The 13037-nt window shown below is 43.8% G+C and carries 11 protein-coding genes; 6 read left to right on the top strand and 5 right to left on the bottom strand.

The window, feature by feature from the left end; genetic code table 11:
- Window positions 1–8: 8 nt before the first annotated feature.
- On the top strand, window positions 9–779 hold the full coding sequence (locus MKX35_RS29585) for a class I SAM-dependent DNA methyltransferase (protein WP_042185976.1): 771 nt from the start codon (window positions 9–11) through the stop codon (window positions 777–779).
- A 263-nt stretch (window positions 780–1042) separates the two neighbouring features.
- Here the strand turns inward: MKX35_RS29585 and MKX35_RS29590 are convergent, their stop codons facing one another.
- Window positions 1043–1201: a hypothetical protein gene (locus MKX35_RS29590; protein WP_036675694.1), complete on the bottom strand. Its 159-nt coding sequence runs from the start codon at window positions 1199–1201 to the stop codon at window positions 1043–1045.
- Window positions 1202–1331: 130 nt separating this feature from the next.
- Window positions 1332–2288 carry an ArsR/SmtB family transcription factor gene (locus MKX35_RS29595; RefSeq protein ID WP_042131966.1) on the bottom strand — a complete coding sequence of 319 codons (957 nt, stop codon included), beginning with the start codon at window positions 2286–2288 and terminating at the stop codon, window positions 1332–1334.
- 326 nt (window positions 2289–2614) lie between these two features.
- On the opposite strand from MKX35_RS29595, the gene MKX35_RS29600 reads away from it, so the two are divergent.
- Together MKX35_RS29600 and MKX35_RS29605 are read left to right on the top strand one after the other, a co-directional pair.
- Window positions 2615–3880 (top strand): glycoside hydrolase family 27 protein, encoded by a 1266-nt coding sequence (locus tag MKX35_RS29600; RefSeq protein ID WP_371916454.1) that lies wholly within the window; start codon window positions 2615–2617, stop codon window positions 3878–3880.
- A gap of 12 nt (window positions 3881–3892) precedes the next feature.
- Window positions 3893–4852 carry a glycoside hydrolase family 43 protein gene (locus MKX35_RS29605; protein ID WP_076298144.1) on the top strand — a complete coding sequence of 320 codons (960 nt, stop codon included), beginning with the start codon at window positions 3893–3895 and terminating at the stop codon, window positions 4850–4852.
- 92 nt (window positions 4853–4944) lie between these two features.
- Here MKX35_RS29605 and MKX35_RS29610 read toward each other — a convergent pair whose 3' ends face one another.
- A complete protein-coding gene (locus MKX35_RS29610) occupies window positions 4945–5472 on the bottom strand; it encodes a hypothetical protein (protein ID WP_042185981.1) in 528 nt (175 codons plus the stop codon).
- Between the two features lie 235 nt (window positions 5473–5707).
- Here MKX35_RS29610 and MKX35_RS29615 point away from each other — a divergent pair, with 235 nt between their 5' ends.
- Window positions 5708–8377, top strand: coding sequence for a YhgE/Pip domain-containing protein (locus MKX35_RS29615; RefSeq protein ID WP_076298143.1), 2670 nt, complete (start codon window positions 5708–5710; stop codon window positions 8375–8377).
- Window positions 8378–8435: 58 nt separating this feature from the next.
- Here the strand turns inward: MKX35_RS29615 and MKX35_RS29620 are convergent, their stop codons facing one another.
- Entirely contained in the window at window positions 8436–9410 is a 975-nt protein-coding gene (locus MKX35_RS29620) for an aldo/keto reductase family protein (RefSeq protein ID WP_076298142.1), read from the bottom strand.
- 109 nt (window positions 9411–9519) lie between these two features.
- Here MKX35_RS29620 and MKX35_RS29625 point away from each other — a divergent pair, with 109 nt between their 5' ends.
- On the top strand, window positions 9520–10188 hold the full coding sequence (locus MKX35_RS29625) for an SGNH/GDSL hydrolase family protein (protein ID WP_076298141.1): 669 nt from the start codon (window positions 9520–9522) through the stop codon (window positions 10186–10188).
- Window positions 10189–10231: 43 nt separating this feature from the next.
- On the opposite strand, the gene MKX35_RS29630 is transcribed toward MKX35_RS29625, so the two are convergent.
- The gene (locus MKX35_RS29630) at window positions 10232–11002 is read right to left on the bottom strand and encodes a DeoR/GlpR family DNA-binding transcription regulator (RefSeq protein ID WP_042193458.1); all 771 of its coding nucleotides are present in this window, start codon (window positions 11000–11002) and stop codon (window positions 10232–10234) included.
- A gap of 238 nt (window positions 11003–11240) precedes the next feature.
- Between MKX35_RS29630 and MKX35_RS29635 the strand changes: the two genes are divergently transcribed.
- Complete coding sequence (locus MKX35_RS29635; protein WP_076298140.1) at window positions 11241–13007, top strand: L-fucose isomerase; 1767 nt, start codon at window positions 11241–11243, stop codon at window positions 13005–13007.
- The last annotated feature ends 30 nt before the right edge of the window (window positions 13008–13037 follow it).

Here is a 13037-nt window from a genome sequence, read left to right on the forward strand (position 1 = left end):
GTGTACTAGTGTCTTCCTATGGGAAATTTGCTTATGTATACGATGAGCTCATGGCAGATATGCCGTATCCTGATTGGATCTCCTTTGCTGAAACCGCATGGAGCAAATACGGTAAGCCTGTAACCGTGGCTGAGCTTGGCTGCGGCACCGGGAGTATCACTATTCCTTTGGCGGGTTCAGGGTATCATATGACCGGAATCGATCTATCTTCAGATATGCTCTCAGTGGCACAGCGCAAAATGGAAGAGCATCCCCAGGGACGGCGTTTCTTGCGCGAAGGTAGTGTTCGTTGGATTAGACAAAACATGAAGGAATGGGAGCTTCCAGAGCTTGTGGATTCTGTGATTTCTTTCTGTGATTGTCTGAATTATGTGCTGGAAGAAGACGATATCAGAGCTGTCTTTGCTAGTACCTTTGCAGGACTAAAGCAAGGCGGCACCTTTCTGTTCGATGTGCATCACCCAAACACACTGATCCGTTATGAAGAAGAGCAGCCCTTTATTCTGGACGAACCATCGGTGTCTTATATTTGGACTTGTGAGATGGATGTTCCTCGCCGCGAAATAGAACATCATCTGTCCATTTTCGCTCGCGAAGAGGGACGGAGTGATGTATATCGCCGTTTCGAAGAGACACATATTCAGCGTGCCTACGATCCCCAGTGGATGAAGGATGAACTGCTTAAGGCTGGATTTAGTGATGTGAAGACTTACGCCGATTTCGAGTGGATAGAGGCGGATGATGATGCGGAACGTTTATTTTATATTGCTATAAAATAAATATTCAACATACTAAGAGGGGCTGTCCCAAAAGCTATGAAAATAGCTGATGGGACAGCCCTTCTTTTTATGAGTTTGGTGTGGTTCCTGCTATTGAAAACGAGAGGCTAAAAATAAGCAAATAACGTCATCTGAGTCCGTATGCTTCATGGAATGTTGGATTCATGATTCATGATTCGTGTATGAAGAAGTAGCTGTAATTGCGCCAATATGTATATCAAAAAAACCGGGCAGTGTTTATGCCACCCGGCATCTTCCAATCCTTACCGATGCTCAAACAGATCAATGGCACCCAATACGACATGAGCCAGACCAAATCCAAGTACGCCTGTTGCTGCCATCTTATACTTGCTTCCAAGAAAAGCGGCGCTAGAAGCGGTTACGACGGTTCCAAGAACAGCGGGAATTAGACCTTCACGCATTCGAAACACTCCTTCTCGGTGGTTTGGGAGACAAGGTTATTATGAGTCAAACTCAAAAAAATATACAAATAAAAAGAAGACCTTAGACCAGTTATTGCTGGTTCTAAGGTCTTTTTGTTTAGGGAATGTTTTACTCTGATAAGGTAACGGCAGTACGAGAAGCGCCAATTTCAACTTCATGAACATCATATAGTACACGCGCCAGTAAGTCCTGGCTATAGTTGCCGAAATGTTTGCCGTAAATGGTGAGCCCGCGTTTGTTTACAGGCTTGTCCGTTACGGCTATCCGGAAAGTAAGCTCGCTCTTGTAATCAAGCTGAATATCATCCAGGGTCACGTCAGAAATCCGGCAACCGTCAATAAAGCTACCTTCATTATTAATACGGATCAGTTTGAGCATACCATATTGGTTTAAATGTGGAGGCCACCAGTCTGGATTAAACGTTCCACGCGTGTCTCCGAAATCTCCAGGACTAGTCCAGTAGCCGATTTCAATTCCATTTAAGTAGAAATAAAGATCGGAGGGATAGTTATCGTTAGATCCAGGGGCCTCAGAGCCAATCTCCATCGAGAATTGGATTTCGCGGAACGTTTGATTTGCTTTAAGATAGTTCGGAATTCTATATTCGAGAAAGCCTTCAGCCATCCAAATGATCTCGGATTCAATCCGCTGAGGATCAGCGAAATAACGGGGTTCGTCGAAGTCGCCGATAATGCTGTCTTTGGTAGCAAGTCCGCAGGTCGGAACAGCCTGATAGTTGCTATAATGTCCTACTTGGATTTCTACTTCGTAGAGATTATCAACATCCTTGCTGCGAAGATCAACAATAAGCTTATCCTTATTTAAATAGCAGACCTTCTGAATACCGTGTTTACCCACGGATGTGTTTATCTCGATGAGACCGCTTTCTTCTAACTTTTTAATATGCATCGTGATTGCGCCATTGCTGAGGTTCAGCTTCTTGGCAATTTCATTCAGATTCAGTGCTTGATTGGTAGCTAAAAGTTCGAGTATGAGGATTCTGATTTCAGAACTAAGCGCCTTGAATATTTCAAGACCACTCATTAAATCTTTAATATAGATCATTTTATCAATACCTTCTTCCAAATGGTCATAAATGAATACTGTTTTATGAAATTATAAACTAATATAGCATATAAATAAAGCATCCTTCCTTATTTTGTAGAATGATAAAAATAAGGGAGTTTTTTTCCTTTTTTTTCATTTAATCTAATTTAATTTAAAAATCAATGAAACTAATTCACGAAATAAGATGGTTTTACAGCAGAATCATGTTACTTTCACTATTTATTTTATAAAAGTATTAAAAGGTTTAAATAAATATGTTTACAAGTCTTTTTGTCTATGCTATTTTTAAACTGAAAGTCTTAGAAAAGGACGTGAAAATCATTATGTTAGCTGCAACGCCCCCGATGGGCTGGAATAGCTGGGACTGTTACGGAGCTAGTGTTAATGAAGAAGAGGTAAGAGGCAACGCTGAATATATGGCTGCTCATTTGAAGGGTTTTGGCTGGGAATATGTTGTTGTAGATATTCAGTGGTATGAGCCTGGAGCGAACTCTTCGCAATATCGTAACTTTGTACCGCTGGTCATGGACGAGTATTCCAGACTTCAACCGGCAGAAAATCGGTTTCCTTCCGCAAAGGGAGGCAAAGGTTTTGCCCCACTCGCTGAATATGTGCATGGATTAGGGTTGAAATTCGGCATCCATATTATGCGTGGAATCCCTCGACAGGCCGTTCATGCGGCAAGTTCCATTCTAGGATCTGAGCAAACCGCACGTGATATCGCACATCCCAACTCTATATGTCCGTGGAATACAGATATGTATGGAGTAGATGCTTTTAAAGAAGGCAGTCAGGCTTACTATGATTCTCTCTTCCAGCTGTACGCCAGTTGGGGTGTAGATTATGTGAAGGTGGATGATATTGCCGCTTCACGTATTTATGGATACCACAAAGACGAAGTTGCCATGATCCGTAAGGCTATCGACCGCTGTGGTCGTGAAATGGTGCTTAGTCTTTCACCTGGACCTGCTCCGGTAGAAGAGGCTGAACACTTAGCTGAACATGCTAACCTATGGAGAATGACCGACGATTATTGGGATCATTGGCATTTGCTGCGTGGAATGTTCGAGCGCTGCGAAAAATGGGCTCCTTACGTTCAGCCTGGACATTGGCCAGACTGCGATATGCTGCCGCTAGGTCATCTTGGGATTCGTTCCGTTGATGGCGGGGGAGACCGATTTACAAGGTTTACTCCTGACGAACAGGTTACCATGATGACGCTCTGGACTATTTTTCGTTCGCCTTTAATGTTCGGGGGAGAGCTTAGAGACAATGATGAGTGGACATTATCTTTGTTAACCAATAGGGAAGTGCTTCATCTGCATCATTTTGGTAAGGGTGGTAGACAAGTAGAGTGGAACGAAGAGTATGCAATCTGGACTTCTGAGGATGAACAGGGTAACCACTATGTAGCGTTGTTTAATCTCAGTGACAAAGAGTCGACACTTCAGGTATCGTTCCAAAAGCTAAATGTTTCAGTTCCAAAAACGATACGTAATCTGTGGAAAAGCCACGACCTGGAAGTTACTAATGAAGGGGTTACGCAGGTTCTTCCACCGCATGGTTCTGCATTGTTAAAGCTTTTTTAGAGGAGAGAGATTATGGATACGAGTAGAGAGTATAACAACCCATTGGTGGAGCAACGTGCTGATCCATGGGTATATAAACATACGGATGGATATTATTATTTCACAGCTTCTGTTCCAGAATACGACCGGATCGAAGTAAGAAGATCGACAACCATCGAAGGATTAACTACTGCAGAACCAGTTGTAGCATGGCGCAAGTATGAGACGGGGCCGCTTAGTGCTAACATTTGGGCGCCGGAAATTCATTACATAGACGGAAAATGGTACATTTACTTTGCTGCAGCACGGACTACGGAGACGACGGATGGTTTGTTCGATCACCGTATGTTTGCGCTCGAGAATGCATCTGCTGATCCCTTAGAAGGAACATGGGTAGAAAAAGGTCAAGTGAAGACTGCTTGGGAATCGTTCGCTTTGGATGCGACAACGTTTCAGCATAAAGGAGAACTGTACTACGTATGGGCTCAGAAGGACCTGAATATTGAGGGTAATTCTAATCTGTATATTTCTGAAATGAGCAATCCGTGGACACTCACAGGTCCTCAGACTATGATTGCTACTCCAGAGCATGACTGGGAAATTATTGGGTACAAAGTAAACGAAGGCGCAGCAGTACTGAAACGAAATGGTCGTATCTTTATCAGCTTCTCGGCGAGTGCTACAGACTTCAATTATTGCATGGGACTATTAGTAGCGGATGAAGACAGCGAACTTCTGGAGGCAGCTTCATGGACTAAACTACCAAATCCAGTATTCCAAACAAATGAAGAAAATGGACAATTCGGTCCAGGCCATAATAGCTTCACGGTCAATGAAAATGGGGAAGATGTGCTCATCTACCACTGCCGCAATTATAAAGAAATTACTGGCGATCCTCTTTACGATCCAAACCGTCATACTCGTGCTCAGATCTTCCATTGGAATGAAGATGGCACGCCGAATTTTGGAGTTCCTGTTAGGGATGCGCAATAAAAATAATCCATTTTGCAAAAAAAGAGGGTTACCCCTAAGCCACGTAAATGGTCGCTGGGTAACCCTCTTTTTCATATGTTACGTGTTGCTGCTTAAGGTATATATTGTTGCACGATGGAAGTGATTACGCCGTCCTGAATCGTAAGGTGATAAGGGAACTGGCTTAGATCGAAAATATCCGTTTTATTAAATTGATCGATAAATTGCTGTAAGGTGATAGCTTCGTTCCACTGAATGTCTAAGTCCTCAATGTTACCAGTGTGATCAAAGATCTGCATGGTGACTTTTGCGTTATCCGCGATCGGATAGGTTGTCAGTGTATCAACATCATTAACAACATAATATCCGTCTGGAGCTCCGCCAATTTCTGCTGCACCTTCTGGGTCTCTCTCAGCAAAGATTCGGTCAGCATCAGCACCCTGATACCAGTTTATTTCATCGGCTGTAATGGAAAGCTTGCCATTCTCGGATTGAATAGTATGGATATATACCGTCTGTTGCTGAGTCTTGCCACTATCTTGCGCATCTACTCGTGTTCCAACGGTACTAGCAGTAGTAATTAGGGAAAGAAACAATAGAACAACAACCGGTAACACATACGCTGACTTTTTCTTAAACATTAGAAATCTCCCCCTTGAGATATGTAAAAAGGTTGTATATATCTTATTACCCGCTACGTTTTTTCCTAAACGGGCTATATACTTCTATTACGTTAAACGAACAGGTTTTGTTGCAATTTTTTAAAAATATTTCTGAAAAACGATGCCGGTCATGAATACACTAAAAATGATAGTAAAAGTTTGTCTCCTCGGGCATATTAAAATGTCAAAACATACAGATTAGGGGGAGCAACGAATGGGTGGAATACTACGGATTTATAGGAACGACTGGCGCAACGTATTTAAGGTTCCTGTGGCCGTGTTCCTGATCGCTGCTTTGGTGGTGTTACCTTCTGTGTATGATTGGTTTAACGTTGCGGCGGTGTGGGATCCCTACAGTAATACCTCTGGCATTAAGATTGCTGTAACCAGTTTGGATGAAGGGACCACTGTGAAGGATAAGAGCTTCAATATCGGCAATGATGTCATGGAAAGTCTTCGGAATAATAAAAGCTTAGGCTGGACCTTCGTAGATGCAGAAGCTGCGCACAACGGTGTGAAGCGTGGAGATTATTATGCGAGTATTGTTATCCCTGCTGATTTCTCCACAAGAATGACAGGAATCCTCGAAGGCAGGATCGTGAAACCAGAGATTGAATATACCGTCAATGAGAAGATAAATGCGATTGCCCCTAAAATCACAGATAAAGGTGCCTCTTCAATTACAACACAGATCAGTGAGAATTTTACGGAAACCATTAGCGAAACCGTATTTACGGCTTTAAAGCAAATTGATTCAAAATTCCAATCTGAATTGCCTATTATACGCAAGGTTGAAAAAGGGTTGTTTAAGTTAGAGGCAAGTCTCCCCGAGATTGAAACGGCAGGCCAACATGTATTGAAAATTGAGGAGCAGTGGCCGCAAATTCATGCATCGGCAACGCGCATCTCTAAGCTGGAGAATAAGCTGCCTGAGGTGGAAAAGGCGGGATTGGCTTTAGAAAAAATAGCTGAACATTGGCCTCAAATTGCCAATGTTGCAGATCATTTAGGGGAGCTGCAGGATAAGCTACCCAAAATTGAACAAGCAGCACAGCTAATCGTTCAACTTGATAATCATTTTGGTGAAGTTGAACAAATCATGGACAAGGCGTCGGAAGGTCTTGCGGAAGCAAATAAAGTTGTTAACACTGCTCTAACTGCGCTACCTAAGGCCGACAAAATTGTAACTGCTGGAAATGATTTTGTTCTAGAGCTTCAACAGTTCTTAGAGAAGAGTAATGCTGCATTTGAAGCGGTACCTGCCGCCCTCAAACAAAATATATACCTGCTGCAAAATACGGAGAACGCAGTAGTTCAGCTTGCTGAACTGCTGCAGGGAGAAGATATTGACCCGCAAGCGGTACGCGAGCAACTTGAGTCAGTTTCCGCTCAGCTGGTGTCGGGAAGTAACGTGATGGATCATACGCTTTCTTTGTTATCGGCACTGAATACATTCTCACCGGGAACAGTAACTAATGCTGAGATTGGCAAGGCTGTAAACAATGCCTTGAGCAGACAGACTTCTTTGGTAAACTCACTGGCGACGGATCTACAAAATGAGGGTCAGCCTGATCCGAGTAATGTTAAGCAATTGGGTCTTAAATCTGGCGAAGGGAACGTAGCCATTTCGAAGCTTATTTCCGAATATGAAGCGGCAACTATCCCTGCTATAAAAAATACATTAGAGCAAATATCCACTGCTGCTGAGACTACAGCCACTGCCCTGGATCAAGTTCCGGATCGTCTATCGGCGCTGGGTACCCTTCTTGAGGAGACTATGGCAGCGATTGAGTTCGGACAATCAAGCTTGGCTAGTCTACAGCAAGACTTACCAGCTATTCGTGAAGCGGTACATACAGCAGCTAGCGGTGTCGCAGATAAGACACAGAGCTTTGGTACTTTTGTTCGTGATACACTTCCGCTAATTCAGAGCAGCTTGCCTGTTGCAGGAGAAAAAATACAACAAGCTGCAAATTTCGTCCGTCAGGATCTGCCGGCTGTCGAGGAACGGGTGCACCAGATTTCTGATCTGATACGTACAGGTCTCCCCCGTGCGGATAAGGGAGTGGCGGTCGCAGCGGATATGGTGCGAAATGATCTTCCGATACTGGAAGATTCGATTCGTAAAGCAGCAGCCACCATCCGTCAGATCAAAGATGAGGTGGATCTGGGTGAGATTGCTGAGCTGCTCGGAGGGGATATTAAGAGCAAAAGTGATTTTTTAGCCAATCCGGTAGTATTAAAAGAGAATAAGTTATATCCTATTCCGAATTATGGTTCGGCTATGACTCCTTTTTATGTTGTACTTTCCTTATGGGTAGGTGGCACACTCCTAATCTCACTTCTCCGTACGGGAGTGGACACTGAGGGAATTGTGTACAAGCGGTATCAATTGTATTTTGGACGTTTGCTGACGTTTCTTACGGTTGGGATTCTGCAAGCGTTGGTGGCTGTACTTGGTAATATCTTTATACTGAAATGTTATGTGGTGGACAAGGTGTGGTTTGTCCTTTTTGCAGTATTAATTAGTATCGTATTCGTGACGATTGTATTTACGCTTGTCTCGGTATTCGGCAATGTTGGGAAGGGGATAGCAATCGTATTCATGGTGCTTCAATTCTCAAGCTCTGGCGGTACGTTTCCAATCAGTACAACAGGCCATTTCTTTCAAATGTTGAATCCGTTTATGCCATTTACTTATGCGATTAGTTTGATGCGGGAGGCGGTAGGGGGGATTCTGCCGGAAGTGGCGATTCGCGATTGTCTTTATTTGATCCTATTCGGTGTAATAGCACTCTTACTGGCGCTAACGCTCAAAAAGCCGCTGGAGCGTTATATCGAAAAGGCGGCTGAACAAGCCGAAGAATCCAAATTGATCTCTTAAGAAAAAAGAGGTTGTACCTAAGCCAATTGCTGTGGCTTTTGGTACAACCTCTTTTAGATTATCTCGCTGGAGCGAAATCGGCTACTGGCTTTAGAATCTCTTCAATTCTCTCCAAAGTATCTAGAGATAGAACGGCATCAACAGCTTTGGCGTTCTCTTCCACCTGCGCTGGCTTACTGGCCCCAATAATTGCAGAACTTACACCAGGTTGCCGTAGGGTCCAAGCTAACGCTAGTTGCGACAGCTTCAAATCAAGACTGCTAGCTAGTTCATCCAGCTGTCCGACAACAGTCAGTACATCATCGCGGAAGTAGCTACGAATGACGCCATTTACCGAATCATCAGCTGCGCGTGTTCCTGCCGGAGGCTGTTGTCCAGGTTTGTATTTACCTGTCAGAACACCTTGGGCGAGTGGGGAAAAGACCACTTGTCCGAGACCCTCACGCTGAGATACCTCAAGTACCTCATCTTCAATGTAACGTTCGAACATGTTATAGATAGGCTGATTGGAAATAAGCGGACGCAGATTTAGTCTGCGTGAAATGCCGGTGGCGTCAGAAATTTGAGCTGCGCTCCATTCGCTCACTGCCGAATACAGAATTTTACCTTGTGCAGTTAGGTCGTCCAGCGCGCGCAAAGTTTCCTCCACAGGCGTCTCTCTGTCAAAGCGATGACAAAAATAAACATCAATATAATCGGTTCCTAAACGGCGAAGGCTAGCTTCGCATTGCTCCATGATGTGCTTACGTGACAAACCGCGATTATTCACATCATCCCCCATGGGGAAGAATACCTTTGTACTCAGCACATAAGATGATCTTTCATAGGCGCGAAGAGCAGCGCCCATTGCTTTTTCGCCTTCACCACGGTTATAAGCATTAGCTGTATCAAAGAAATTGATACCGCATTCAAAAGCTTTGCTGATGCAGGCGTCTGCTGCCTTTTGCTCTGCTGCTGTTCCATATGTAAGCCAGCTGCCTAAGCCGATTTCACTGACTTTTAGTCCTGATTTACCTAGTCTTCTGTATTTCATTATTTTCTTCCCTCCTTGAGTTGTATATGTTAACTTTACTTGTATCCTATGGAACATTCAACTTGAATGTTTCATGTAAAAGACGAGATCAAGGAGATGAATCGTAGTAATGACTATTCCAACTTCTAAAGCTAAAAAAGTGATTTTGTTTCAGGGTGATTCTATTACGGATGGAAACCGTGGTCGTGATGAAGATCCCAATCATATTCTAGGACATAGCTATGCATATATCATTGGCGGTAAGCTAGGCAACGAACGGGCTGAGCAGAATCTCGTGTTCTATAACCGTGGAATTAGTGGGGATCGGATCTCCGATTTATATGCACGCTGGAATGAGGATGCGATTTACCTTCAGCCGAATATCATCAGTATTTTAATTGGTGTTAATGATCTTTGGAGAACAATGAAAGGGGAACCCAGTGGTATAACGGACCGTTTTGAACGTGCGTACCGTCATGTGCTTGAAGAAACTAGGGAAGTACTTCCGCAAACGAAGCTGGTCTTGTGTGAGCCTTTTATTCTAAATACCGGAGCTCCGGCAGAACAATGGGACGAATGGAAAGAGCGGATTACTCATTATCAGGGTGTTGTTAAGCAGCTTGCAGAGGAATTTAATGCGGTGTTTGTTCCTTTACAGGAAGCATTTGACGCAGCTACTAGTAGAATAGATCCAGCCTACTGGCTGTGGGACGGCGTTCACCCGACAGCGGCTGGGCATGATCTGATTGCTGGGGAGTGGCTGAAGATCGTAGAGAAAAGCGGTCTTTTAAACGACTAGTGAAATAAAGATTCCCCCTTATCTTTATTTATGCACCTACTGATTACTCAGCGGGTGCATAGATAAGAGATATATGATAGTTATTCAGAAACTCGATCCATTCCTCAGAAGGCTTCTCGTCTGTAACGATATAATCCACTCGATCGAAACTAAATAATTTAATGAACGCAGTCCTATCGAACTTAGAGTGATCTGCGAGCAAAACTACTTTATTCGCCTGCTGTTGCATCAGAATCTTTAGTTCACTTTCTTCTTCATTCGAATCGCTGAGCCCACCAGTCATAGACAACGCTTTACAGCTGAATATGGCTACGTCCACATTATATTTTTGAATAGTCTGTGAGGCGGTATGTCCAACGAAGGAGCTAGTCTCGGGGCCTAGTATTCCACCAGTGGAAATTAGCTTTTGCCCAGAATGTTGAAATTCGGATAATACAACCAAAGAATTCGTAATAATCGTAAGATTGTTTTTCTCCTCTATAATTCTCCGTAAAGCCTCAAAAACTGTTGAACTCGTATCCGTCACCAAACTGTCCCCATCATTAATTAATTGGAGAACATGATCAGCTATCGTACGTTTGGCCTCTATATTTACCTGATGTCTACTCACATAGGGAGGGTCCTCATTCGTGTGGGCATTAAGGATTGCACCGCCATAATTTTTCTTGGCAAGTCCTTCCTTGTCCAATTTATCCAGATCCCGCCGAATGGTCTCTTCCGAGACATTGAATTTTTGCGCCAGCTGAGCGACATGGACTTTCTTTTGTCTATACAGCTCATTAATGATTAGATCCCGCCGTTCAAATGCTTTCATCCGTTCACTCACCTCAATCATCATCTACTTCCTAGTTTACTACATTGTTGTATAAATCAAAAAAATAACCTCATATTCACATAATACCACAGTATAATAGTATTAATACCACATAAAACCACATAATTTATCTATAAATATGTTGTTTTATGTTGACTAAAGCGTTTCCATATTTTATGATGAAGGAGAAATAGGTCCATTACCGATGATACTAAGATGATCTTGAGGAGGAACAGCAGTGATAGAAAACTATCCGAAAATTGGCATCCGCCCGACCATTGATGGCAGAAGAAGAGGGGTTCGCGAATCGTTAGAAGCTCAAACCATGGGTATGGCTCAGCGGGTAGCTAAGTTTATTGAAGAGAACTTATTTTATCCGGATGGCCGCCCCGTAGAGTGCATCATTGCCGATTCTACGATTGGTGGTGTTAAAGAAGCTGCTGCTGCGGCTCAGAAATTTGCTGGGGCTAATGTTGGCGTATCGATTACTGTGACCCCTTGCTGGTGTTATGGTTCTGAAACGATGGATATGGATGCCTCGATCCCACATGCGGTTTGGGGATTTAACGGAACGGAACGCCCAGGTGCGGTATATCTAGCTGCTGTTCTCTCTGCTTATGCACAAAAAGGAATTCCGGCGTTTGGTATCTATGGTGAGGATGTTCAGGAGTCTAGCAGTGAGGAGATTCCAGCGGATGTGCAGACTAAATTGCTGCAGTTCGCCAAAGCTGGGTTGGCTGTCGCTCAAATGAGAGGGAAATCCTACTTATCAATGGGTTCTGTTTCGATGGGGATTGCTGGATCGATTGTGAATGAACAGTTCTTCCAAGAGTATCTGGGAATGCGTAATGAATATATAGATATGTCAGAATATGTACGCCGCTTTGAAGAGGAGATTTATGATAAAGAGGAATATAAGCGAGCACTCGCGTGGACCAAAGAAAACTGCCAAGTTGGTGCCGATAATAATCCGAAGCATCTGCAAATAAGTGATGATGAGAAAGAGAAGCAGTGGGAGACTTGTGTGAAAATGACATTGATCGCCCGTGATCTGATGATCGGCAATCCTGTTCTCGCTGAGCTGGGCTTTGAGGAAGAGGCCAACGGTCATAATGCGATTGTGGGTGGCTTCCAAGGGCAGCGCCAATGGACGGATCATTTTCCTAACGGAGATTTCATGGAGACGATAATGAACTCCTCTTTTGACTGGAACGGCAAACGTACACCTTATATCGTAGCGACAGAGAATGATAGCCTGAACGGAGTAACGATGCTGTTCAATTATTTGCTTACGAATACTGCACAAATTTTTGCGGATGTCCGAACCTTTTGGAGTCCGGATGCAGTTAAGCGAGTAACGGGTCATCAATTGGAAGGTGAGGCAGCACACGGAATACTTCACTTGATCAACTCGGGTTCGGCTGCTCTTGATGGCACGGGTGAGCAGACGATAGACGGTAAACCTGCGATTAAACCTTTTTGGGAAATTTCGGAGGATGAGGTAGAAGCATGTTTGAGCCATACCCAATTCCGCCCGGCTTCTCAAGAATATTTCCGTGGGGGCGGTTTCTCTACGGATTATTTAACTAAAGGCGGGATGCCAGTTACTATGGCACGGATGAACTTGGTTAAAGGGCTTGGACCTGTTCTTCAGCTTGTAGAGGGTCACACGGTTGAGCTGCCTGAAGATGTTCATCATACACTGGATCAAAGAACAGATCCGACTTGGCCAACTACCTGGTTTGCGCCTAAGTTAACCAATAGTGGTTCTTTCCAATCAGTGTATGATGTCATGAATAATTGGGGCGCAAATCATGGAGCGATCAGTTATGGGCATATTGGAGCGGATTTGATTACGCTGGCGTCTATTCTGCGCATTCCGGTCAGCATGCATAACGTTGAGGAATCACGTATTTTTAGACCTCGGGTATGGTCGTTATTTGGTACCGAAGATCTGGAGGGAGCAGATTACAGAGCATGTCAGAACTTTGGACCCCTCTATTAAAATCTTCCTGTGAAGCAGGTGTGGTGAACA

This window comes from Paenibacillus sp. FSL R5-0923 (assembly GCF_038009145.1).
Classification (GTDB): Bacteria; Bacillota; Bacilli; order Paenibacillales; family Paenibacillaceae; genus Paenibacillus_AQ.